25 protein-coding genes are annotated in these 23,089 nt (G+C 71.7%); 8 read left to right on the top strand and 17 right to left on the bottom strand.

The features are described 5' to 3' along the window. Window positions 1-67 precede the first annotated feature (67 nt). Window positions 68-1,003, top strand: coding sequence for an LD-carboxypeptidase (locus AB0877_RS13740; protein WP_366608883.1), 936 nt, complete (start codon window positions 68-70; stop codon window positions 1,001-1,003). Between the two features lie 104 nt (window positions 1,004-1,107). On the opposite strand, the gene AB0877_RS13745 is transcribed toward AB0877_RS13740, so the two are convergent. Beyond that, a complete protein-coding gene (locus tag AB0877_RS13745) occupies window positions 1,108-1,986 on the bottom strand; it encodes a virginiamycin B lyase (protein ID WP_366608884.1) in 879 nt (292 codons plus the stop codon). A 221-nt stretch (window positions 1,987-2,207) separates the two neighbouring features. On the opposite strand from AB0877_RS13745, the gene AB0877_RS13750 reads away from it, so the two are divergent. Continuing rightward, window positions 2,208-2,678, top strand: a complete 471-nt coding sequence (locus AB0877_RS13750) for a hypothetical protein (protein ID WP_366609038.1) — start codon at window positions 2,208-2,210, stop codon at window positions 2,676-2,678. Between the two features lie 606 nt (window positions 2,679-3,284). Here AB0877_RS13750 and AB0877_RS13755 read toward each other — a convergent pair. From AB0877_RS13755 to glnA, 4 genes are all read right to left on the bottom strand, one after another. After that, window positions 3,285-3,668: a VOC family protein gene (locus tag AB0877_RS13755; protein ID WP_366608885.1), complete on the bottom strand. Its 384-nt coding sequence runs from the start codon at window positions 3,666-3,668 to the stop codon at window positions 3,285-3,287. A 208-nt stretch (window positions 3,669-3,876) separates the two neighbouring features. Continuing rightward, window positions 3,877-4,569: a WYL domain-containing protein gene (locus AB0877_RS13760; protein WP_366608886.1), complete on the bottom strand. Its 693-nt coding sequence runs from the start codon at window positions 4,567-4,569 to the stop codon at window positions 3,877-3,879. A gap of 271 nt (window positions 4,570-4,840) precedes the next feature. Next, window positions 4,841-5,266 carry a DUF350 domain-containing protein gene (locus AB0877_RS13765; protein WP_366608887.1) on the bottom strand — a complete coding sequence of 142 codons (426 nt, stop codon included), beginning with the start codon at window positions 5,264-5,266 and terminating at the stop codon, window positions 4,841-4,843. 89 nt (window positions 5,267-5,355) lie between these two features. Beyond that, window positions 5,356-6,705, bottom strand: coding sequence for a type I glutamate--ammonia ligase (gene glnA, locus AB0877_RS13770; RefSeq protein WP_355008887.1), 1,350 nt, complete (start codon window positions 6,703-6,705; stop codon window positions 5,356-5,358). Window positions 6,706-7,025: 320 nt separating this feature from the next. On the opposite strand from glnA, the gene AB0877_RS13775 reads away from it, so the two are divergent. Together AB0877_RS13775 and panB are read left to right on the top strand one after the other, a co-directional pair. Then, on the top strand, window positions 7,026-8,783 hold the full coding sequence (locus tag AB0877_RS13775; RefSeq protein ID WP_366608888.1) for an NAD+ synthase: 1,758 nt from the start codon (window positions 7,026-7,028) through the stop codon (window positions 8,781-8,783). 197 nt (window positions 8,784-8,980) lie between these two features. Further along, on the top strand, window positions 8,981-9,826 hold the full coding sequence (panB, locus tag AB0877_RS13780) for a 3-methyl-2-oxobutanoate hydroxymethyltransferase (RefSeq protein WP_366608889.1): 846 nt from the start codon (window positions 8,981-8,983) through the stop codon (window positions 9,824-9,826). Window positions 9,827-9,887: 61 nt separating this feature from the next. On the opposite strand, the gene AB0877_RS13785 is transcribed toward panB, so the two are convergent. The 5 genes from AB0877_RS13785 to AB0877_RS13805 form a co-directional block, all read right to left on the bottom strand. Beyond that, window positions 9,888-10,049, bottom strand: a complete 162-nt coding sequence (locus AB0877_RS13785; protein WP_366608890.1) for a hypothetical protein — start codon at window positions 10,047-10,049, stop codon at window positions 9,888-9,890. 136 nt (window positions 10,050-10,185) lie between these two features. Next, window positions 10,186-10,884: an NADPH-dependent F420 reductase gene (gene npdG, locus AB0877_RS13790; protein ID WP_366608891.1), complete on the bottom strand. Its 699-nt coding sequence runs from the start codon at window positions 10,882-10,884 to the stop codon at window positions 10,186-10,188. A gap of 135 nt (window positions 10,885-11,019) precedes the next feature. Continuing rightward, the gene (locus AB0877_RS13795) at window positions 11,020-12,450 is read right to left on the bottom strand and encodes an RNB domain-containing ribonuclease (RefSeq protein WP_366608892.1); all 1,431 of its coding nucleotides are present in this window, start codon (window positions 12,448-12,450) and stop codon (window positions 11,020-11,022) included. A gap of 80 nt (window positions 12,451-12,530) precedes the next feature. Next, window positions 12,531-13,355 (bottom strand): histone, encoded by an 825-nt coding sequence (locus tag AB0877_RS13800; protein WP_366608893.1) that lies wholly within the window; start codon window positions 13,353-13,355, stop codon window positions 12,531-12,533. 82 nt (window positions 13,356-13,437) lie between these two features. Further along, entirely contained in the window at window positions 13,438-13,641 is a 204-nt protein-coding gene (locus AB0877_RS13805; RefSeq protein WP_091409533.1) for a hypothetical protein, read from the bottom strand. Between the two features lie 174 nt (window positions 13,642-13,815). Here AB0877_RS13805 and AB0877_RS13810 point away from each other — a divergent pair, with 174 nt between their 5' ends. Then, window positions 13,816-14,313, top strand: a complete 498-nt coding sequence (locus AB0877_RS13810; RefSeq protein ID WP_366608894.1) for an NUDIX domain-containing protein — start codon at window positions 13,816-13,818, stop codon at window positions 14,311-14,313. A 3-nt stretch (window positions 14,314-14,316) separates the two neighbouring features. Here AB0877_RS13810 and AB0877_RS13815 read toward each other — a convergent pair whose 3' ends face one another. The 4 genes from AB0877_RS13815 to AB0877_RS13830 all read right to left on the bottom strand — a co-directional run bounded on the left by AB0877_RS13815 (window position 14,317) and on the right by AB0877_RS13830 (window position 17,225). Then, the gene (locus AB0877_RS13815; RefSeq protein ID WP_366608895.1) at window positions 14,317-15,276 is read right to left on the bottom strand and encodes a hypothetical protein; all 960 of its coding nucleotides are present in this window, start codon (window positions 15,274-15,276) and stop codon (window positions 14,317-14,319) included. After that, complete coding sequence (locus AB0877_RS13820; protein ID WP_355008881.1) at window positions 15,270-15,602, bottom strand: helix-turn-helix transcriptional regulator; 333 nt, start codon at window positions 15,600-15,602, stop codon at window positions 15,270-15,272. Before AB0877_RS13820 ends, AB0877_RS13815 begins: the two co-directional genes overlap by 7 nt. 20 nt (window positions 15,603-15,622) lie before the next feature. Then, window positions 15,623-16,495: an AraC family transcriptional regulator gene (locus AB0877_RS13825; protein ID WP_366608896.1), complete on the bottom strand. Its 873-nt coding sequence runs from the start codon at window positions 16,493-16,495 to the stop codon at window positions 15,623-15,625. Window positions 16,496-16,622: 127 nt separating this feature from the next. Continuing rightward, the gene (locus AB0877_RS13830) at window positions 16,623-17,225 is read right to left on the bottom strand and encodes an N-acetyltransferase (RefSeq protein WP_366608897.1); all 603 of its coding nucleotides are present in this window, start codon (window positions 17,223-17,225) and stop codon (window positions 16,623-16,625) included. 56 nt (window positions 17,226-17,281) lie between these two features. On the opposite strand from AB0877_RS13830, the gene AB0877_RS13835 reads away from it, so the two are divergent. Further along, window positions 17,282-18,157 carry a transglutaminase domain-containing protein gene (locus AB0877_RS13835; RefSeq protein ID WP_366608898.1) on the top strand — a complete coding sequence of 292 codons (876 nt, stop codon included), beginning with the start codon at window positions 17,282-17,284 and terminating at the stop codon, window positions 18,155-18,157. A gap of 49 nt (window positions 18,158-18,206) precedes the next feature. Here AB0877_RS13835 and AB0877_RS13840 read toward each other — a convergent pair whose 3' ends face one another. From AB0877_RS13840 to AB0877_RS13850, 3 genes are all read right to left on the bottom strand, one after another. Further along, window positions 18,207-19,148, bottom strand: a complete 942-nt coding sequence (locus AB0877_RS13840; protein ID WP_366608899.1) for a redoxin domain-containing protein — start codon at window positions 19,146-19,148, stop codon at window positions 18,207-18,209. Continuing rightward, complete coding sequence (locus AB0877_RS13845) at window positions 19,149-20,375, bottom strand: epoxide hydrolase family protein (RefSeq protein WP_366608900.1); 1,227 nt, start codon at window positions 20,373-20,375, stop codon at window positions 19,149-19,151. It lies immediately after the preceding gene. A 158-nt stretch (window positions 20,376-20,533) separates the two neighbouring features. Then, window positions 20,534-21,370: an SDR family NAD(P)-dependent oxidoreductase gene (locus AB0877_RS13850; protein WP_366608901.1), complete on the bottom strand. Its 837-nt coding sequence runs from the start codon at window positions 21,368-21,370 to the stop codon at window positions 20,534-20,536. A 117-nt stretch (window positions 21,371-21,487) separates the two neighbouring features. On the opposite strand from AB0877_RS13850, the gene AB0877_RS13855 reads away from it, so the two are divergent. Together AB0877_RS13855 and AB0877_RS13860 are read left to right on the top strand one after the other, a co-directional pair. Beyond that, complete coding sequence (locus AB0877_RS13855) at window positions 21,488-22,090, top strand: TetR/AcrR family transcriptional regulator (protein ID WP_366608902.1); 603 nt, start codon at window positions 21,488-21,490, stop codon at window positions 22,088-22,090. Window positions 22,091-22,145: 55 nt separating this feature from the next. Continuing rightward, window positions 22,146-23,066, top strand: coding sequence for an expansin EXLX1 family cellulose-binding protein (locus AB0877_RS13860; protein WP_366608903.1), 921 nt, complete (start codon window positions 22,146-22,148; stop codon window positions 23,064-23,066). The last annotated feature ends 23 nt before the right edge of the window (window positions 23,067-23,089 follow it).

Consider the following 23,089-nt stretch of genomic DNA (forward strand, 5'->3'; position numbering starts at 1 on the left):
CCCCCCGGCACGGGCCGCGCGGCCGGGTGGCGTTCCCGCCTCGGCCGGGTCGTTAGGCTCTGCGGTTGTGATCAGCGAGGACACCGCCGCCGTACGCCCGCCCGTGCTGCGCCCGGGTGACACGGTTCTGCTGGTGTCGCCGTCCGGGCCGACCTCGCCGGAGCGGGTGGCCAGGGGCATGGAACTGCTCACCGGCTGGGGCCTGCGCCCGGTGCCGGCACCGCACGCGTACGCCCGTCACGGCTACCTCGCCGGCACCGACGACCTGCGTGCCGCCGACCTGAACGCGGCCTTCGCCGACCCTGACGTGCGCGGGGTGATCTGCACCCGCGGCGGTTACGGGGCCCAACGGATCGTGGACGCCATCGACATGGCCGCCGTCCGCCGCGACCCGAAGGTGGTGGCCGGCTTCTCGGACATCACCGCGTTGCAGTTCGCACTGTGGCGGGGTGCCCGCCTGGCCGGGGTGCACGGCCCCGGGGCGGCCTGGCGCGACGAGCGGACGCCGCTGCGCTCCGCCGAATCCCTGCACGCGGCGCTGATGACGACCGAACCGGTGTCGATCACCGCGGTGCCCACCGAGGAGACCTTCGGCGTACGCGTCCCTGGTCGCGCCACCGGCACCCTGCTCGGCGGCAACCTGTGCATGATCGCCGCGTCGATCGGCACGCCCGACCTGCCCGACCTGACCGGTGCGGTGCTGTTGATCGAGGACGTGCAGGAACCCCCGTACAAGGTCGACCGGATGCTCACCCATCTGCGTCGGGCCGGCGCGCTGGACGGACTGGCCGGAGTGGCGGTCGGGCAGTTCACCGACTGCGGCGACGGGTGGGACACCACGATCGTCGACGTACTCACCGAACGCCTCGGCGACCTGGGCGTACCCGTCCTCGGCGGCCTCCCCATCGGCCACGGCCAAAACCAACTCACAGTCCCCATCGGCACCAAGGCAACCCTCGACACCACCACAGCCACCCTCACCGCAACCCCCGCAGTCCACTAACCCCGGCGGCGCTCCCGTGGGACTCCCAGGGCGCTCTCGTTGATCATGAAGTTGTTGTCGCTCGCCACGGCGTGTCGCAGCGATAACTTCATGATCACCAGGGGTCAGGGGGCTAGGTGGACTACTGCTCCGATTTCCAGGGCGGCCCATATGCCGGTGGGGGTGCGGGTGATGCCGTGCGGTTCGGCGTTGGGGGTGGGTAGGGCGTAGCCCTCGATCCGTCCGGTGGGATCGAGGTGACCGATCCGGTTCGCGCCCCACTCGGTGAACCACACGCCGCCGTCCGGGTCGGCCACGATCGCGTGCGGGCGGGCCGCTCGGTCCGGCAGCGGAAACTCGACGATCTCGCCGTCCGGGTCGAGGCGACCGAGCTGCCCGGCGGCGATCTCCACGAACCAGATGGCGCCGTCGACGCCCACGGTGATGCCGACCGGGCCCGCCTTCACTGTGGGTAGCGGATGCAGGGTCACCCTGCCGTCGAGATCGATCCGGCCGATCGCGTTCGCCTGGTTGAGGGTGAACCAGAGCGCCTGGTCCGTGCCCGCAGTGATCATCGAGGCGAACCCGCCGGTCACCGGCAGCGGAAACGCGGTGTGGCTGCCGTCGGTCTCCACCCGGCCGATGGTGTCGGAGCTCATCCCGGCGTACCAGAGCGCACCATCAGGCCCGGCCGCGATGCCGCCCGGCCCGGTGCCGGCCGGCAGGGCGGTGGTGCGCTGCTCACCGTCGACGGTGATCCGACCGATCCGGTCGTCTCCCGAACGGGTGAACCAGAGCGCCCCGTCCGGCCCGGCCGTGATGATCAACGGACGGCCGCCGGCCGGATCCAGCGGGTAGGTCCGGACCCCGCCGTCGGGCGACAACCGGGCGATGCCGCCGGCATGGGCCAACGTCAGCCACAGCGCGCCGTCCGGGCCAAACGCGATGCCGTACGGCCCGGCGTCCGGCTCGACGAGGGGAACCTCCCGAATCTTGACGGTCATGCCGCGGTGTCCTCTCCGTCGGTGGATCGTCCACCCTGACCGCTCGCCCAACGACCACACAACCGATTTCGCCCACGCCGCCTGGGCGGTCGGCCCGGTGAGCGGCGGGTCGAGGTGGTCTGATTGTCAGCTCGCTGACAGGCTCGCCACGGCTTCCGCCCAGACAGCCCGGTCACTGTCGGTGATGACAGTGCAGGATGACCGAACCTCTGGAGGACAGCATGTCCCGCACCATCCGCAGGAAGCACCTGCTGGCCGGCCTGGCCACCGCTGGCGTCCTCGGCGTCGGGATCGCGGCCCCGACGATCGCGTTCGCCGCCGACACCCCCACGCCGACACCGAACGCCAGCACCGCCCCGGCCCCCGACGCCGCTCCAGGCGCGAAGGCCGACCGGCAGGGCGAGTTCGCCGAGGCGCTCGCCAAGGAACTGGGCGTGCCCACCGACAAGGTGACCGCCGCACTGGAGAAGATCCGCGAGCAGCACCGCCCGGCCGACCGACCGCAGCGCCCGTCCGCCGAGGACCGTCAGGCCGCGCTCAAGCAGCGCCTGGACCAGGCGGTCAAGGACGGCAAGCTCACCCAGGAGCAGGCCGACGCCATCACCAAGGCCGTCGAGGCCGGCGTCTTCCCCGGCCCCGGCGGCCACCGCGGCATGGGCGGTCACCACGGCGCTGGTACGCCCGGCAAGTAGTTCGAAGAGCCCGGCCCCGGGCAGGCATCAGCAGGCCGGGGCCAGGCTCGTACACCACGGGCAGGCCGGTCCGGCCCCAGCCGGCCTGCCCGTGCCCGGGCCGCCCGGGCCGGCCTGCTCGTGCCGGGGCCGGCCTGCCGTGCCGGGGCCAGCCTGCTCATGCCGGGGTCGGCCTGCCGTGCCGGGGCCAGCCTGCCGTGCCGGGGCCGGCCTGCCGTGCCGGCCTGGATCGGGCCCGTCGCAGCTTGATCCACTCGGCTTCCGTGATGTCGCGGTGTCCCGCGCGCTCGGACACCCCGACACCATGAAATCCGAGTCGATCACGCGCGCGGATGCTGCCCGGCTGGCCCGGCCATCGCACCCGCTCAGGGTGACAGCCCCAGAGCCAAGCCACCCGGGGCCAGCCCCAACCCGGGGCCAAGCCAACCCGGGGCCAAGCCAGCCCGGGGCCAACCCAACGGGGCCAGCCCCAACTCGGGACCAAGCCACCCCAGGACCAAGCCAACCCGGGGCCAGCCCCAACTCGGGACCAAGCCATCCCGGGGGCCAGCCCAACACGGGAAGCCAGCCCAACCCGGGGGGGCATCAGCGGGAACCTGGAACAGGTCAGGGCTGCGGCGGCGGGGGCGTGAACACGCCCAGGTGGTTGCCGGCCGGGTCGAGTAGGTGGGCCGACCGGAGACCGCTCGGTGCCGTACGGGCCGGTACCAGGACCCGGCCGCCGGCAGCTTCGGCCTGTCGGCAGGTCTCTGCCACGTCGGCGACCTCGGCGTAGAACATCGCATAATTCGGCGACGTTCCGTCGGTCACCCGGATCGCTCCACCGATCCCGGTGTCCCCGCCGGCCCCGGTCACGCGGTAGGACCCGCCCTTGGGCGAGCCCTGCTCCTCGAAGGTCCAGCCGAACAGCTCTCCGTAGAACCGCTCCGCGTCCTCGGGCCGGTCGGTGCCGATCTCGAACCAGGTGATGGGCGTGGTGGAACTGGACATCTACTGCCTCCAGAATTTCCGTGCCGGCCGCTCGGCCGTCGTGCGGAGCAGTCTCTGGGCCGCTGGCGACAGCGTCCTGTCGGTGTTTCCGGATCACACAGCGGGGTTTCTCGTGACGAGACCCACCCGGGCCACCGCGCCGAGCCCGTTCGCGACCGTAGCGCCGCGCCGAATCCGCTTCAGAACAGACCGAAGCGCCGAGCCTGCTTCAGACCAGGCTCAGCGGGCGGACCCGCTCGTGCGGGATGTCGAGATCCGTCAGGCTCAGCTCCCGGGTCACCACGTCCGGCAGCGCCCACCCGCTCCGGATCCGGTCGGTACGGAAGCACCGCAGCTCATCGCGCAGACGGCACCAGGCGACCAGGTACCAGTGTCGGGAGTTACCGAGATAGCCGAGGGGCTCGACGTCACGGGTCGAGTCGGCGCCGGCGCGGTCGGCGTACCGGATGCGCAGCACACGCCGCGCGGTGACCGCGTCGGCGACGGTGGTCGGGACGGGCATGGCCGGCCCGTCGCCGATCAGGTGCACCCGGTCGGCGAGGCGGTGTGCCTCGGCGGCATCGGCGGCCGGCAGCACCGCCACCAGCTTGCGCAGCGCGGTAGCGGCCGGACCGGCGAACGGCGAGCCGGCAAGCCGGTGCAGCGCCACGGCCATCGCCACCGCCTCGGCGGCGGTCAGGTTGACCGGTGGCAGGGTACGGGCGCGGTCCAGGACGTAGCCGCCGGTGCGCCCGGGCTCGGCCCAGATCGGCACCCCGGCCTCCTGCAACGCGCCGAGGTCCCGTTCGATGGTCCGGCTGCTCACCTCGAAGCGCGCGGCCAGCCAGCGGGCGCTGCGCGGCCGTGGCGACACCGCCCGCAGCTCCTCGACCAGCGCGTAGAGGCGATCGGTGCGGTTCATGCCCGCACGCTACGACCGAGGTACGACGCCCGCGGTGCCTGACCGCCGGCGCGAGCGGCCCACCGGCCACAGATCTTGGACACTTTCCGTCACGAGATGACGGAAACTGTCCAAGATCTGCACGCCCACCCACGGACGCCCGCCCACGGACGCCCGCCACGGACGCCCACCCACGGACGCTCCGCCACGGAGGACCGGCCGGCCACTCACGACCAGGCACGCACGGCGGAACGCGGGCGGACCGCCCGCGTGGTGACGCCGAGGGCGGCTGTCAGGCGATGCAGGCGCAGACGATCAGCGCAGCCCCGAAGTGGGTGGCGGCGCTGACCCGGGCAGCCGGGTGCGGTTCGGGCGAACAGATGACCTCGCCGAGCTTGCCGGGGGTGAGCAGGTCCAGCACCACGAAGGCCAGCGCCATGATCGCCAAACCGACCAGTCCGAAGACCACGGTGGAGGCGAGCCCCTTGCCGAAGTCGCTGTAGCTGGTCAGGATCGCGGTGAAGACGATTCCGGCGATGCCGAGCTGGTTGGCGGCGAGCAGCAACCCCGCGTTGGAGTTGCGCTCGACCCAGATCAGGTCTCGCAGCCGGCCCGGGGTGAGCAGGTCGACGAGCCCGAAGCCGGCGGCCATCAGGCCGACGCCGACGAGCCCGAACACGACGCTCTGCCAGGCACCGCTGAACAGATCCTCCAGCACCGACTTGCCTCCCGACTCTCCGCCCGGAGGGGTACCGGCGCGGTGATCGAGACGATAGCGGCAGCGCGCAACGGCGTCAGCCCCTGCGCCTACAGGGCCAGGTAGCGCTGCCGCTCGTACGGGGTGACCTCACGGCGGTACTGCTCCCACTCGGCCCGCTTGTTGCGCAGGAAGAAGTCGAAGACGTGCTCGCCGAGCACCTCGGCGACCAGCTCGGACTCCGCCATGACGTCGATCGCCTCGGCGAGGTTCTCCGGCAGCGCCTCGTAGCCCATGGCCCGCCGCTCGGCGCTGGTCAGCGACCAGACGTCGTCCTCGGCGCCCGGTGGCAGCTCGTACCCCTCTTCGATGCCCTTGAGGCCGGCGCCGAGCAGCACCGCGAAGGCGAGGTACGGGTTGGTCGCCGAGTCCAGCGAGCGGACCTCGACCCGGGCCGAGTTGGGCTTGCCGTACGCGGGGACCCGGACCAGCGCGGACCGGTTGAGGTGACCCCAGCAGACGTACGCCGGGCTCTCGGTGATCCGGTCGGGCAGGTGCTGCGGGAAGAGCCGCTTGTACGAGTTGACCCACTGGTTGGTGACAGCCGTGTACTCCCGGGCGTGCACCAGCAGGCCGGCGATGAACGACTTCGCCACCTTGGACAGCTTCATCGGGTCGCCGCTGTCGTGGAAGGCGTTGCGCTCCCCCTCGAACAGCGACAGGTGGGTGTGCATCCCGCTGCCCGGCTGGTCGGTGAACGGCTTCGGCATGAAGCTGGCCTGCACACCGGTGGAGAGCGCGACCTCCTTGACCACGTGCCGGAAGGTCATGATGTTGTCGGCGGTGGTGAGCGCGTCGGCGTAGCGCAGGTCGATCTCCTGCTGGCCGGGCGCGACCTCGTGGTGGCTGAACTCCACGGAGATGCCGATGCGTTCCAGCGCGAGTACGCCCTGGCGGCGGAAGTCCCGGGCCACGGCGTGAGTGGTGTGCTCGAAGTAGCCGCCGGTGTCGACCGGGGTGGGCACCGTGCCGTCCTGCGGGCCGTTTTCGAGCAGGAAGAACTCGATCTCGGGGTGGGTGTAGAAGGTGAAGCCCTTCTCGGCGGCCTTGGAGAGCGCGCGGCGCAGCACGTGCCGGGGGTCGGCCCAGGACGGCCCGCCGTCGGGCAGCAGGATGTCGCAGAACATCCGGGCGCTCTCGCCGCTGACCCCGCCCTCGAAGGGGAAGACCTGGAAGGTGGTCGGGTCGGGCATGGCAACCATGTCCGATTCGAAGACCCTGGCGAAGCCCTCGATCGCCGAGCCGTCGAAGCCGATGCCTTCCTCGAAGGCGGCCTCCAGCTCGGCGGGTGCCACCGAAACGCTCTTGAGCGTGCCCAGAACGTCGGTGAACCACAGCCGGACGAACCGGATGTCCCGCTCTTCCAGCGTGCGGAGGACGAACTCCTGCTGACGGTCCACTTCCCCAACCCCTCGCGACACTCTTTTGTCCGCCTTGGCCGGGCTGCACCCGACCTGATCGCCCAGTGTTCCCGGGCCTGGTTACGCAGACGTTACGCGAACTGCCGCCGGCCGTCCCCTCGTGTCCCGCCGGACGAGCGCGGGGCCCACCGCTGCCGCCACGACAGCCGAACCACCACCGGCGGCCGGGCCGCCGCCGACGGCCACCACGACGGCCGAGCACCAGCCGCCGCGGCCTCGCGGGCGCCCGTCGCGGCGGGTGGCGGCCGTCTCGTCGGAGGGTACGGACTGACGCGACGAGGCTGGGGCAAGATGAAGGTATGCCCACCCTGCGTCTCGCCCTTTCCCAGGTCAATCCGAGCGTCGGCGACCTCGCCGGAAACGCCGAGCTGGTCCGCAGTTGGACTCGCCAGGCCGCCGACGCCGGTGCCCAGCTGGTGCTCTTCCCGGAGATGATGCTGACCGGGTACCCGGTGGAGGACCTGGTCTTCCGGCGTTCCTTCGTCGGCGCGTCCCGGGCCGCCGTGGAGCGGCTGGCCGCCGACCTGGCCGCCGACGGTCTCGGCGAGTTGCCGGTCGTGGTCGGCTACCTGGACGCCGACGGCCCGCCGCAGGTCAGCGGGGACGCCGAGCCGGGCCGGGGTGCCCGCAACGCCGCCGCGCTGCTGCACCGGGGCGTGGTGGCCGCCCGCTACTTCAAGCACCACCTGCCCAACTACGGGGTCTTCGACGAGGACCGGTACTTCGTCTCCGGTGACGCGCTGACAGTGGTGCGGCTCGGCGGCGTGGACGTCGCGCTGACCATCTGTGAGGACCTGTGGCAGGCCGGCGGTCCGTTCGCCGCCGCCCGGAGGGCCGGCGTCGGCCTGGTCGTCAACATCAACGGCTCGCCGTACGAGCTGAACAAGGACGACATCCGGCTGCCGCTGGTCCGCCGCCGGGCCGCCGAGGCGGGCGCCGCCATCGCGTACGTCAACATGACCGGTGGCCAGGACGAGCTGGTCTTCGAGGGCGACTCGATGATCGTGAGCGCCGACGGTGAGCTGCTCACCCGGGCACCGCAGTTCGTCGAACACCTGCTCGTGCACGACGTCGAGTTGCCGGCCGCCGCCACCCCGCCGCCCGCCGAGACGCTGGCCGACGGGATGCGGATCGTGCACAGCACGCTGGACGGCATTCCGCCCACCCCGTCCGGCCCGGCCGCCACCGGCGGGCTGATCGAGCCGGTGGCCGACGAGGCCGAGGTGTGGCAGGCGCTGGTGCTGGGTCTGCGCGACTACGTCAACAAGAACCGGTTCCCGTCGGTGGTGCTCGGTCTGTCCGGGGGCATCGACTCGGCGGTGGTGGCCGCGCTCGCCGTCGACGCGCTCGGGCCGGACCGGGTGGTCGGGGTGTCGCTGCCCAGCCAGCACTCCTCGGAGCACTCCCGGGAGGACGCCGCCGACCTGGCCAAGCGCACCGGCCTGGACTACCGCGTCGAGCCGATCCAGCCGATGGTCGACGGCTTCCTGGCCAACCTGTCGCTGTCCGGTGTGGCGGTGGAGAACCTGCAGGCCCGGGTGCGTGGCGTGATCCTGATGGCGCTGTCGAACCAGGAGGGCCACCTGGTCCTGACCACCGGCAACAAGAGCGAGCTGGCGGTCGGCTACTCCACCCTGTACGGCGACTCGGTGGGCGGCTTCAACCCGGTGAAGGACGTCTGGAAGACGCTGATCTGGCGGCTCGCGAAGTGGCGCAACCGGGACGCGGCCCGGCGTGGTGAGACCGCACCGATCCCGGAGAACTCGATCGGCAAGCCGCCGAGCGCCGAGCTGAGCCCGGGCCAGCTCGACAGCGACAGCCTGCCCGAGTACGACGTCCTGGATCCGATCCTGATCGGCTACGTCGACGGTGACCTCGGCCGCGACGGGCTGATCGAGTCGGGTCACGACCCGGCCGTGGTGGACAGGGTGCTGCGGCTGGTGGATACCGCCGAGTACAAGCGCCGGCAGTCCGCGCCGGGCACGAAGATCTCCATGAAGGCGTTCGGCCGGGACCGCCGTCTGCCGATCACCAACCGGTGGCGCGAGCACGGCTGAGCCGTACCCCCGGGGGTGCCGGGTCGTTGGCGCGGCCCGGCGCCGCCACGCGGGGCGGGCCCGGGTGGCCAGCTGGGCGGCTTCGCGCTGGTGGAGTGACATCTTGCACTGGGCCCTGCCGTCAGCCCGTCTCGCGGTGCGACGATCGCGACGGAACCCGGGGACCGCGCAGGCGGCCTCGAGGAAGGGAGACAGAGATGATGGAGTCCACTCCGAGCGAGGTGACCGCGTTGTACGGCGGCCCCGCCACCCGACGGGTCCGCACCCGCGACCTGATGGCCGCCAAGGAGCGCGGCGAGCGCTGGCCGATGCTCACCTCGTACGACCAGTACACGGCGTCGATCTTCGACCAGGCCGGTATTCCGGTGCTGCTGGTCGGCGACTCGGCCGCGAACAACGTGTTCGGCTACGAGACCACCCTGCCGATCACCGCCGATGAGCTGCTTCCGCTGGTCCGGGCCGTGGTGCGGGCGACCCGGCAGGCGCTGGTCGTCGGTGACCTGCCGTTCGGCTCGTACGAGGAGGGTCCGGCCCAGGCGCTGCGCACCGCCGTCCGGTTCATGAAGGAGGGTGGCTGTCACGCGGTGAAGTTGGAGGGTGGCCGCCGCAACGCCGCGCAGATCGCCGCGATCGTCGGTGCCGGCATCCCGGTGATGGCGCACATCGGTTTCACCCCGCAGAGCGAGCACACCCTGGGTGGCTACCGCGTGCAGGGTCGCGGCGACGCCGCCGACGAGGTGCTGGCCGACGCACGGGCGGTGGCGGAGGCGGGCGCGTTCGCCGTGGTGCTGGAGATGGTGCCCGGCGAGGTGGCCAAGCGGATCACCCACGAGCTGCCGATCCCCACCGTGGGCATCGGCGCGGGCCCGGACACCGACGCGCAGGTGCTGGTCTGGCAGGACATGGCCGGTTTGCGGACGGGCAGGGCGCCACGGTTCGTGAAGCGGTACGCGGACCTGGCCGGTGCTCTCACCGACGCCACCCGCCGTTTCGCCGACGAGGTCCGCGGCGGCGAGTTCCCGGCCGCCGAGCACACCTTCTAGACCGGTCGACGGGCCGGCCGCCGGACGGCCGGCCCGTTCACGGTTCGTGGAGCGCCGGCGATTACCAGCCCTTGTGGAACATCGTCCAGGCGACCCCCGCCGCGGTCATCAAACCGATGACCGCGGCGATGGCGATGGACCCTGATCCGAAGTCGGAGGACCTGCCGATGCCGGATTGGTAGACGAGGGCGCCGAACGCCAGGCCGGTCACCAGACCGATCACGATGGCCAGGGCGGGCCGTCGCGCTCCCTGCGGTCGTGACGGTGTCCCTTGCACGCTGCCTGACTCCCTGTCGATGGACATGGTCGGTCTGGTGCCCCGGTCGGTTCAACGGCAAACCGCGTGCCCGACGGGTTGGTCAGAGGTCGGTGACGCGGATGCCGGCGTGCGCCTTGTAGCGCTTGTTGATCGCGATCAGGTTGGCGGTGAACGCCTCGATCTGGTGGGCGTTGCGCAGCCGCCCGGCGTAGATGCCCCGCATGCCGGGGATCCGGGCGGCGAGCGCGCCGACGATGTCGACCAGCTCACGGTCCTCGGTGCAGATCAGCACGTCCAGGTCGATCCGGTCGACCTCGGGGTCGGCCAGCAGCGGAGCGCTGACGTGGTTGAACGCGGCGCAGACCCGGGAGTCGGGCAGCAGCGCGGCGGCCTGCTGCACGGCGCTGCCCTCGGCGACGGTCAGCGCGTACGGGCCCTGCTTGTCGAAGCCGAGCGGGTTGACGCAGTCGACGACGATCCGGCCGGCGAGCGGCTCGGCGAGGGAGGCGACGGTGGCGGCGTGCCCGTCCCACGGCACCGCGATGATCACCACGTCGCTGCGTCGGGCCACCTCGTCGTTGGCCGTGCCGGTGACGCTGCCGCCGGCCGGCACCCCGGGCAGGGCGGCGATCTCGGCCGCGGACTCGGCGGCCCGCTCGGCCGACCGGGATCCGATCAGCACCGTCTGGCCGGCCCGCGCGAACCGGTAGGCGAGGCCCCGCCCCTGGTCGCCGGTGCCACCGATGATGCCGACCGTCAGCCCGGACACGTCGGGCAGCGTGCTCGCGTCGTATGCCATGGCCTCATCCTCGCAAACCGCCCGGTCCGTCAGCAGCGCCGAGCGCTGTGAGAATCCCCGCTGCCGTCGGTGACCGCGCCCACAGGCCGGCGACCGCGCCCACGGGCGCGGACCAGGCCCGCGACGGCGGCCCGGTCAGGCCAGCTCGAACAGGACGGTACGGGCCGCCGGGTCGGCGGTGACCAGACGGACCCGGACCCGTTCGCCGAGCGGCAGTTGGCCGAGGCAGCGGGCGCGGACCGGCGGGGCGTCCAGCGCGACGGTGCCACCGGGCGGTCGGGGCCGGGACTTGCCGTTGGGCGGGGCGTCGACGTCGAGGACGGCCGCGTCGAAGGTCTCGCCCACCCGGTGCTCCAGCACCGCCGCCTCGGCCAGGTCGACGGTGCCGCGCGCCGCCGCCGAGGCGACCCGGTCGGTGCTCGCCATCACCTCGGGCAGCCGGGGCAACGCGGCGCGGGCCCAGTCGGGCACCGCCTGGCCGGCGTGCAGGGCCAGGCAGACCTCGGTGGCGTACCGGTCGGCCAGCCGCCGCAACGGTGCCGTCACGTGGGCGTACGCGGCCGCCACGCCACCGTGCTCCGGATGCTCCGGAAGCTCCCCGTCGAAGGCGGTGTACGCGGCACCGCGCATCAGCTCGGCCGCCTGGTCGATGAACGCGGCGGCGCGCGGCTGGGCGGCGTCCAGACCGGCGATGACCTGACCCGGGCCCACGTCGTCCGGCCAGTGCACGCCCAGCGGCGCGGCGGCGGCCCGGAGGCGCTGCACCGCTTCCGGCTTGGGCCCCGGCATCGTCCGCAGCAGACCCACCCGGCCGGCCAGCATGATGTCGGCGGCAGCCATTCCGGTCAGCAGGGAGATCTGCGCGTTGTGCTCTTCCATCGGCACCGGCGCGCGCAGCACCAGCCGCCAGCCCTCACCGTCGGGTTCCAGATCCTGCTCGGGCAGCGGCAGGTTGATGGCGCCCCGGCTCAGCCCACGGGCGGTCAGCCGGTCGCCGATCTCCGGCAGCAGCGCGATCGGGTCGGGTAGCCGCCCGGCCTCGGCTGCCGCCTGCACCCCGGTGTAGTCGAGTTTGGCGCGGCTGCGGACCAGGGCGCGTTCCAGCTCGACGGCGACGGTGCCGCCGTCGGCGTCCAGGTCGATGGTCCAGAGCACCGCGGCCCGGTCGTCGTCGGGCAGCAGGCTGGCCGCACCCTCGCTGAGGGTGCGCGGGTGCAGCGGCACGTTGCCGTCGGGCAGGTAGATGGTCTGCCCCCGCCGCCAGGTCTCCGCCTCCAACGCCCCACCCGGGGTGACGTGCGCGGCGACGTCGGCGATCGCGTACCGCACCCGGTAGCCCCCACCGGAGCGGCGGGCGAGGTGCATCGCCTGGTCCAGGTCCCGCGAGCTGGCGGGGTCGACGGTGACGAACGGTATGTCGGTGCGGTCGACGGGCGGCTGCGGCGGTGCCGCAGCCGCCTCGTCGGCTTCACGCTGGGCGTCGGCCGGGAACTCCTCGGGCAGGCCGAGCTCCCGGCGCAACGCGCCGAAGTCGATGCGGGGCGCGAGTACGCGTCGGATGACCACGGGTCAATCCTGACAGCGCCACGGGTGATCCGCTTCCGGTGACCGGCCGGAAATCCGACCGGTCAGGGGACGCTCCGCGCTCAGCCGGTCGCCTTGCGGGCGGCGCTGCGGGCCCCCTTGGGGGCGGTGGCTCGGGCGGCGACCGGGCGGGCCGGCGACTTACGGGCGGTCACCTTGCGGGCCGGGGCCTTGGCCGCGACGGTCTTCTTCGCCGGGGCCTTCTTCGCCGCCGCCTTACGGGCGGTGGTCGACGAGGTACCCGACACCTTCGCGGCCGGGGCCTTCTTGGCCGGAGCCTTGCGCGCGCCGCCGCTGGGGCGGGTCGACGCCGTCTTCTTCGTCGCCGTCTTCTTGGCGGCGGACGCCGTGGTCGCCACCTTCCGCGCCGGGGCCTTCGCCGCGCTGGTGGTCCTGCGGGCCGGGGCCTTCGCCGCGCTGGTGGTCTTGCGCGCCGAAGCCTTCGCCGCGGTGGTGGTCTTGCGCGCCGAAGCCTTGGCGGCGGCGGTGGTCTTCTTCGCCGCGCTCACCGTCTTCTTCGCCGTACCGGTGGTCTTCTTCGCGGCGGTGGTCGTCTTGCGCGCGGTGGACGCCGGGGCCCGCTTGGCGGCGGCGGTCGTCCTGCGGGTGGTGGTCGAGGCCTTCGCGGGGGCCTTCTTGGCCGCCGCCGTGGTCTTGGTGGCGGCCTTCTTCGCGGGGGCCTTCGTAGCCGCCGTGGTGGTCTTCCTGGCCGGGGCGCGGCCCGCCCCGCCGGCGGCCTTGCGGGCCGGTGCCTTCGTGGCAGCCGTGGTGGACTTGCGCACGGGGGTGGTCCGGCTCGCCGCGGTGTTCCGCTCCGCCGCGGCGGTCTTCTTCGCGGTGGTGCGTCGGGCGGCCGGGCGCTTGGTGGCCTGCTGTGCTTCGGCCATCGTGGTTCCCTCCTCGGGGGACGTGCTCTCGCGTGCGTCCTCGCGGAGCACGAAAACCTCGGCGCGAGCCGTCCCGCGCCGCCTATCTGTCGTCCCCGGCCCAACGAGCGTCCTCGGCATCCCACGCCTCGTTCCGCTCCTGCACTCGTTGCAGGGCGTTCTCCGCGTCGGCCGCCGAGTCGTACGGGCCGAGAACGTGCTTCGCCGGACACACGTTGGAGTCCGTCTCGACCCGGTGATGCCGGGTGCACCAGTAGAACTGCCCACCACGTCCGCTGTCGCTCATGGGAATCACTGTGCACCGCGAACCGGCCGGCCGCCACCGGATCGCACAAGTCGCCGACGATCTCCACAGTAGATATGCATGGCGTTCGTCGGGCCGAAATGGCGAAACGCGTGGGACTGGAACACCAGAAGATGCGCAGGTGAGCCCCGCTGTGGGCACCTCTATGATCGCGGGATGGCGATACCGGACTACATCGTGGGGCTGCGCAAACACGTCGGCCACGATCTGCTCTGGCTGCCGAGCGTCAGCGCGGTGGTCCGCAACGAGGCCGGCGAGCTGCTGCTCGGTCAGCGCGCCGACGACGGGCGGTGGTCGGTGATCAGCGGTTTCGTCGAGCCGGGCGAGCAGCCGGCCACCGCGCTGGTCCGCGAGGTGCGCGAGGAGACGGGCGTGGAGGTGGCGCCGGTGCGGATGTCCAGCGCCGTGTCGCACCCGCACACCTACCCGAACGGGGACCGCTGTGAATACCTGAACATGGGGTTCCTGTGCCGGGCGATCGGCGGCACCGCCCGGGTCAACGACGACGAGTCGTTGGCCGTGCGGTGGTTCCCGTTGGACCGGCTGCCCGAGTTGGACAAGCACGCCCTGCTGGTCATCGCGTACGCGTTGCGCGAGAAGCAGGTGGCCGGTTACCTGGAGCCGGGTACGACGTGGGACGACGTACCCGACTGAGGTTCACACCGGGGTCGGCGCGAGGGCGACCGGCTCGGCGGGCGCCGACCGGGCCGCCCGGATGGTGTAGGCGAGCGCGTACGGCGTGCAGGCCAGGTAGAGCATGGGTTCCGCCCGCACCTCGTTGCTGACGATGTGGAAGATCTCCCATGAGATGGTGGGTCTGGGCAGGCTGATGTTCCATTCCGTCCAGGCGGCGAGGAGCCACAGCGGCGAGGAGATCCAGTCGACGCCGCCCAGTGGCGTCGGACTGCTGACGGGGCCGGCGCGACGGCCCGCCGCGACGACGTCGACGACGGTGAGGATCACCGCGAGGTCGGCGGCGGCGAGCGCGCCGAGGATGCCCACCCACCAGGCCACACGGAGGCGATCGCGGGCGGCGAGGCTCGCCGCGGCCCAGAGGGCCAGCGTCAGGCCGGCCGACCAGAGCAGCAGCCCGGGTACGAAGGTGACCGGGTCGTCCGGGGAGATGGCAGCGAGGAACACGACGCCGACCGCGCCGATGGGAAGCACCACGCCGAGTGCGGTGCGCAGCGGGCCGTCGAGTGCGGTGTGCCGGGCCCAGCGCGCGGCGAACACCGCCAGCAGCACCGCCAACCCGATGGTGAGCGCCGTCCAGATCGGCTTCTGCACCCGCTGGGACCAGTCCGGGGTCATCCGCTCGATCGGCATGAGGGCGAAAGCACTGGCCAGCACGATTCCGACGCAGGCGATCGGGGAGAGCAGCAGGGTGGCGGCGGTGCGTCCGATCCGGCCGCGTATCAGGCGGCGGTCGACGATCGGGGCGCCGCTCCGACTGACGGCCAGGCTCACCGCGAAGCCCAGCATCCTCGTCCGGTGACCGCTCTCGGCCAGCATGTGCAGCTCGGCGGCCCACTCGCGGCGCAGGTCGTCGCGAATCTGGGCCGGCCAGCGGCGCGCAGCCAACGTCAACAGCAGCTCGGCGGCCCGGCGGGTCACCACGCCGGCGCTCCGGTGGGCTCGGTGCCGCCCCACGAGCGACGCCCGTCGGGGATCGCGGCCCGCAGGTCGGCGAGCGCCTGGCGGGCCTGTGTCACCCCGACGGCGGTCAGTCGGTAGTAGCGGCGGGCCGGCCGGCCGGCCGCGACGGGATCGATCGCCTCCCAGTCGGCGGCCAGCCAGCCGGCCCCCTGCAACCGGTGCAGCACCGGGTAGAGGGTGCCGCTGGGCAGGCCGGTCAATCGCATCAGGTCGAGCCCGTAGCGCTGCTCGTCGGGCTCGGCCAGCAGCGCCGCGAGCACCTTCGCGACCGGAATGGTCATCCGCATCCGACCACTGTATCGGAACTCTACATAGGGGTGGGTACCCGTTCGACGGGAATCCACAGCTCGGCGTCCGCCTGGGTCCCGTCCGCCGACACCCGGACCCGGGAGATCTCCGGTCCAGGTCGGCTGCGGTACGGGTTGGACGGAAACCACTGGGTGAACACGTCACGCCACAGGAACTGCACCGCCTGCGGAAACGCGCCGGAGGTGGTGAACACCGCCCACGACCCCGCCCGCACCGGCAGCGCGTCCAGGTCCTCCGGCGGCTCGGTGCCGGTCACCACCCCGTGCCAGTAGTCGAGCTCGGTGCCCTCCTGCCGACTGTCGGCGAGGTTGTCGCTGACGTTGACGATCCCCTTCGGTTCCTGATCGGAGAGCGCCTCGATCCGCTCGGTCGTCTCCTTGTCGATGCTCCTGATGAACGCGACGATCGCCGGGTTCATCCCCTCGTGCACCAGCGGGACCCGGGCCTTGCGCCCCACCAGCGCGAACGCGTCCTTGTCGACGATCCGGTACTCCATGCTGCCGCTCCCTTCGACGGTGAGTCGGAAGGACATCCGGGGCTGGGCGCGCAGCGCTGCCCCCGTACGCCGCGCAACTCCGGGCCCCACGCCGTGCACGGCGTGGAACGCCCGGGCGAACGCCTCCGTCGAGCCGTAGCCGTAGTGCACGGCGACGTCGAGCAACGTCCGCTCCCCCGCCAGCACGTCCGCGCCGGCGACGGTGAGCCGACGCCGACGGATGTACTCCGACAGCGGCATTCCGGCCAGCGCGGAGAACAGCCGCCGGAAGTGGTACTCCGACGTCAGCGCGATCCTCGCCAGCTCCGCCACCTCGATCTTCCGGTCGAGGTGACGCTCGATGTACGCCATGGCCTCGTTGAGCCGATCCAGCACCCGGGCCTCCTTCCCTTTCGAACACCGACGTTAGGTCGCAGGGTCGGTCGCCCACCCGACATCCGATGCCCGCGTCGGTCGGGTACGCCCGATGACCTGACGTCGCCGACCGGGGAGGTCAGTCTGATCAGCGCGGCGGTTGCTGCATCATGAGCCAGGTGGGGACGGGCTCCGGCAGGAAGTTCATCACCTCCCAGCCGGCCCGGCGGTACAGCTCGACGTTGCCCGGCTTGCTGGTCTCCAGGATCGCCGGCCGGCCGTCGGCGGCGGCGCGGTCCAGCCCGGCCCGCATGACGGCACGGCCCCAACCGCGTCCGGCGTTGTCCGGGTGGGTGCCCAGGACACCGAGGTACCAGAACGGGAAAGCCGGCAGGGCGTCGTGCACGATGTCGTCGTAGCGCTGCACCCGGGCCAGCACGTCGGTCGGGTACGGAGAGACCTCCGGCACCCCGTGCGCAGGGGCCGGCACGGCGGCCGCGCCGGCAGCCGGTTGCCCGGCCGGCGGGTCCCAGAGGGCGACCGCCGCACCCCCGCCGATCGTCCAGATCGACTTCTGGTGCACCCGCTTGTCGAAGAGGTGCCCGAAGAAGGCGGCGCAGTACCGGGGATAGGTCTCCTCGTCGGGGAACAGCCACCGCAGGATCGGATCCTTGACGAACGCGGCGACGAGCGTGTCGACAACTGTGGCGCGGTCGGCGGGCGTGGCGATGGTGATCTCGGGCGTCGTCACAGCAGCCGACACTAGCGCCTTGACCCTGACACGGTGGCGGACCGGAGACTGCCCCCATGGACCTTGATGACTATCGGAAACACTCCCCGTACAGCGACCCGGGTCGGTACGGCGGGCTCCTCGACGACGTGGCGACCGACTTCCCCGCCGTGGCGGCGACCGCCCGCAACGTGATCGTCCACTACCGGGCCGGCGGCGTCGAGTTGCCCGACGACCGGCTCGACGAGGTGAACCGCCGCTGGGTGGACCGCATCCTCGACACTGACCAGTCCCGCTTTCCGCTGCCTCTCGCGGCGCAGCGTCCGGCCGTCGACCGGGTGGCAGGCTGCTGTCGGGACCACACGCTGCTCTCGGTCGCGGTGCTGCGTCAGCACGGCATTCCCAGCCGCAGCCGGGTCGGTTTCGTCTCGTACTTCGCGCCCGACTGGCACCACGACCACGTGCTGGTGGAGTACTGGAACGGCGACCGGTGGGTCTGGGCCGATCCGGAGCTCGACCCCGCCGGCGACTGGGGGTTCGACGGCTACGACATCGACCCGGAGGCAGGGCTCTTCGACTCGGCGGCGCGGGTGTGGTCGGCGTACCGGGCCGGGACGATCGACCCCGAGCGCTACGGCGTCAGCCCGGAGCTGCCGATCCGGGGCAACTGGTTCATCCACGACTACGTCCTAATCGAGCTGGCCCACCGACAGAAGGACGAGCTGCTGCTCTGGGACCGCTTCGGCGCGATGACCGAGGACATCGCCACCGCCGACCTCACGCTCGTGGACGAGATCGCCGCGTTGTTGCTCGCCGCCGACGACGGTGACGAGACGGCGGAGAAGACCCTCGCCGACCGGTACGCCGGCGACGCCCGACTCCGCCCCCGCCCGCAGGTGCGCAGCATCTCGCCGGTCTCCGGCACCGTCAGCATCGTCGACCTGCGCCGCTGAGCGACCCGGGCGTGTGTGTCGACGTCCCCCCGGATCCGACACACACGCCCTACCCGAAGGTGAAGGCGTACGCCTCGGCGCCAGGCTCACCGAACGTGATCTCCAGGGTCCGCTCCCGGACCGCGCCGTCCTGGCGGACGAGCTGGTGGAGCCGGCCGTCCTGGAGTACGCCGTTGCCGTCGGCGTCGACGTCGACGCCGTGGGACGGGCCGGGCGCCTCGCCGTCGAGCAGCACGCGGAACGGGATCGGCCGACCCGCCCCGGGGGCCAGCACGAGATGCGCGTCGCGGGCGTGGAATCGGAAGGCGATACCGCCGCCGGCCTGGTCCAGTACGACGTTCTCCGACCCGATCGTCCACTCTCCTGCCAGCGCCCACTGGTTGAGGCCGAGGCTCTCCGGCACCTGGTAGGCGCGACGTTCGTCGAGCGCCGGGCCGTTCGGCGACGCGAAGTGTTCACCGCGACCGAAACCGAGGTACGTCTCGGGCGTGCGCAGGCTGGTCCAGTCGGCCTCCGCCTCCGGGCCGAGCCCGTTGACGGGTACGGGTTCGCGCTCGACGCCGAGCAGTTGTTGGAGCACCCGCTCGGACTGCTCGTAGCGTCCCTCGCCGAAGTGCTCGTCGCGGATGACGCCGTCGGTGTCGACGAAGTAGAGCGCGGGCCAGTAGTGGTTGTCGAAGGCGCTCCAGATCGTGTAGTCGTTGTCGAGCGCCACCGGGTAGTCGATCGAACGGGCCGCCACCGCCCGCCGCACCCAGTCGGTCTCGTGCTCGAACCCGAACTCCGGGGTGTGCACCCCGACGACGACCAGCCCGTCATCGCGGTACGCCTGCGACCAGGCCCGCACGTACGGCTCCTGGCGCAGCCAGTTGATGCAGGTCAGCGTCCAGAAGTTGACCAGGACGACGCGTCCGCCCAGATCGGCGGGGCCGAGTGGCTCGGAGTTGAGCCACTCGGCCGCCCCGCTGAGCGGGGGCAGGTGCACGGCCATCTAGCGCAGCGACCGGAAGGCGGTGCGAAGCTCTTCGGAGAAGATCTTCGGCTGTTCCCAGGCGGCGAAGTGCCCGCCCACGTCGAGCTTGTTGTAGTAGATGAGGTTCGAGTACGCCTGCTCGGCCCAACTCTGTGGTGCCTCGTACAGCTCGTCGGGGAAGACGCTCACGGCGACCGGCACCTTCACGCCCTTGGCGGCGAAGAACGAGAGTTTGTTCTCCGCGTACAGGCGGGACGCGGAGACCGCGGTGTTCGTCAACCAGTAGAGCGAGATGTTGTCCAGGATGTCGTCGCGGGTGAGGCCCGCCGTGGCCCCGTCGAACACCTGCGAGATCAGGGCCAGACTCTTCGAGTCGTGGTCGAGCAGGAAGGACGCCAGGCCGACCGGAGAATCCGCCAGCCCGGTCAGTGTCTGCGGACGTGTCGCCATCATGAGGGCGTAGGCGACGTGTTTCCACACGTAGTTGGCTTCCTCGGCGGCCCGCATCTCGTCGTCGGAGAGACCGGAGGGCAGCGAGCCCATGGCGTTGTTCGCGCCGGTGGTGTCGCCCTGGAACAACAGGTCGATCTCGGTGGGGATCGCACCGGGCATGTTGGTGTGGATGCCGAGCAGTTCCGGAGGCGCCTGGAGGCCCATCTGGTCGACGATGACCGCACCCCAGTCGCCGCCCTGCGCGACGAACCGGTTGTAGCCGAGCCGCTTCATCAGCTCCGTCCAGGCGGTTGCGATCTTCTGCGGGTTCCATCCCGGCTCGGTCGGCTTGCCGGAGAAGCCGTGGCCGGGCAGTGACGGAATCACCAGGTGGAAGGCGTCGGATGCGCTCGCGCCGTGCTTGGTGGGGTCGGTGAGCGGCTCAATGATCTTCATCTGCTCGATGACCGAGCCCGGCCACCCGTGGGTGACGATGAGCGGCAGCGCGTCCTCGTGTTTCGAGCGCACGTGGATGAAGTGGATGTCCACCCCGTCGATGGTGGTCATGAACTGCGGTACGGCGTTCAGCCGCGCCTCGACCTTGCGCCAGTCGTACTCCTTCTCCCAATAGCGGGCGACGGCCTGAATCGTCGCGAGTGGCACGCCCTGCGACTGGTCGTCCACCGTTTCCTTGTCCGGCCAGCGGGTGGCCTTGATGCGCCGCTTCAGGTCATCGAGGTCGGCCTGGGGAATGTCGACCGAGAACGGTCGGATTTCCGTGGTGCCCGGACGAGTCTTGGTTTTGACAGCCATGCCTGTTTCCTCTCCGTCTAGGTTTGCGCCTCGCGAGGAGAAATCATGGGGTGAAGGCTCTGCCCGGACTTATGTGCCAAAGGAATTGGGCACGCCGCCGCCATATCTCGGAGCCTAGAACGCCGGGCCTGCCGCCCGTGGCGATACGCGCAGCCCTCTCATTGGTGGGATCCGGGGGCCGCGACGGCCTTTTCGGCGGCTCGGCTGACCTGCTCCCAGCTCGCCCAGGTGTCCATCCGCCGGCGGGAGAGGTCGAACGCCAGGTCGTACACCATGCTGCCGAGCAGGAGCCGCAGCGGCGGGTCGTCGCTGTCGACAAGTCGCAGCAGCGCCTCGGCGGCCAGCCGGGGTTCGCTGTCGATCGAGCCCTGCGCCCACTGGCGCTCCAGCTCGGCGCGCAGTGGCGCGTAGGCGTCCATCGGGGTGGTGGCGCTCAGGCTGGTGTAGAGGTCGGTCCAGTAGCCGCCCGGCTGCACGATGCTGACGGTGATGCCGAAGGCCGCCGCCTCCATCGCCAGCGCCTCGCTCATGCCTTCCAGGGCGAACTTGCTGGCGCTGTAGAGGCCGGTGCTCGGAAAGCCGCCGAGCGCGGCGATGCTGGAGACCTGCACGATGTGGCCGGACCGCTGGGCGCGCAGGTGTGGCAGCACGGCCTGACTGACCCAGAGCGCGCCGAAGAGGTTGACCTCGAACTGGGCGCGCGCCTCGGCCTCGGTGAACTCCTCGATCATGCCCATGGACAGGGTGCCGGCGTTGTTGACGACGATGTCGAGCGGGCCGACGTGCTCGACGGCGGTGTCCACGGCGGCGGCAACCGCCGCGCGGTCGGTCACGTCGAGGGTCAGGGCCAGCAGTCGGTCGGCGTACTTCGGGTCGAAGTCGGCCTGGTCGATGGTCCGGGCGGCGGCGACCACCCGGTCGCCCCGGTCGAGTGCGGCGTCGGCGAAGGCGCGGCCCAGGCCGCGGCTGGCACCGGTGATGAACCAGGTACGCATGCGATTCTCCTCATTCCAAGACGAGACGGTCCGTCTCGTGATGGACCGAGACTAGGGTGCGACACCTCCGCCGTCAAGACGAGACGGTTCGTCTCGTGAGCTGATATCGTTCGGCCCATGACCCCCAATACGGCCCGACGCCGGGAGACCTCCCGCCGCGCCATCCTCACCGCGGCCTTCGACCTGCTCCAGGAGACGGGGTACGCGAAGCTCAGCATCGAGGGCATCGCCGCGCGGGCCGGCGTCGGCAAACAGACCATCTACCGCTGGTGGCCGTCGAAGGGCGCTGTCATCTTCGACGCCTTCCTCATGCTCAGCGAGGCCACCGAGGGTGGGCCGCCGACGCTGCCGGACACCGGCGACCTGGCGGCGGACCTGACAGTGGTGCTGCGCGCCACGGTCGAGGAGATGAACGACCCCCGGTACGAGCAACCGATGCGCGCGCTGGCCACCGAGATCGCGCTCGACCCCGAGCTGGCCGCGGCGTACGCGCAACGGTTGGACGGGCCGCTGAAGCAGGCCAAACGGCAACGCCTGCGCAGCGCCCAGCAGGCCGGGCAGATCGCCGACGACGTCGACCTCGACGTGGCGGTGGACATCATCTGGGGGCCCGTGCTCAACCGCTGGCTGCACCGCAGCGGACCGCTCACCGCCGAGTACGCCGACCTCGTCGTCAGCACCGCCCTCAACGGACTGCGCCCGCGCCGATCCGGCGAGTGACGATCGGTGGGACGGCTTTGCGCTGCCACAGCGGGGTGCGGCAACATCAGGCGCCGTGACGGCACCAGGCGCGGCCCCCGACCACGATCTCCCGGCCAGCGACACCGGCGGGCCCCGGTCGAGTCGGCGGGTCAGACACTGGTTGGCCGGTGCCGGGGTCACCGCTGTGGCCGCCGTTCTGGGCATCACCCTCGCCGTGCGCGGTGGCGCCACCCCGGCCTGCGCCGCACCACCGACGGGCAACACCGTCCACAAGGGAAAGGCGAGCTTCTACGACGCCGGCCGCTCGGGTGGCAACTGCTCCTTCCCCGGTCCACCGGCGGACCGCCTCTACGTGGCCCTCGGCGCGTCCCAGTACTCCGGATCGGCGGCGTGCGGCAGTTACCTGGAGGTGAGCGGCCCGAAGGGCAAGGTCCGGGTCATGGTCATGGACCAGTGCGGCGGCTGCGGACCCAGCAAGATCGACCTGTCCACCGAGGCGTTCACCAGGATCGCGGACCGGTCTCAGGGCATCGCGCCCGTGACGTACCGGGCGGTGGTGAACCCACCGCTCGACGGAGGGCTCACCTTCCGGATCAAGGGCGGTGCCTCGACATACTGGTTCGCGGTGCAGGTCGGCAACCACGGAAACCCGCTGCGCTCGGTCGAGGCGAAGGGGCGCGGCGGCTTCCGCAAGGCCGCCCGGCAGAGCGACAACCACTGGGCCATCGAAGGCGGGATCGGCCCCGGGCCGTACAGCATCAGGGTCACCGACGTGTACGGACGCCAGGCGACCGCCACCGGCATCCGCCTGGTCACCAAGCAGGTGCAACGCAGCGCGGCCACCCTCGCCAGCGCCTCCCCCACGCCCAGCACCTCACCATCGGCCCCGCCGAGCCCCACCATCGCGCCGTCGCCGACGGAGTCCACCGCGCCGACGGCGACGGTCGAAGCGCTCGCGGGTGCCGCCGCTCCGCTCGACCGCCCCCACTGCTGACCGGGCGGGCGGCCGCAAGCATC

Origin of the sequence: Micromonospora sp. NPDC047644 (genome assembly GCF_040704315.1) — a bacterium.
Lineage (GTDB): Bacteria > Actinomycetota > Actinomycetes > Mycobacteriales > Micromonosporaceae > Micromonospora.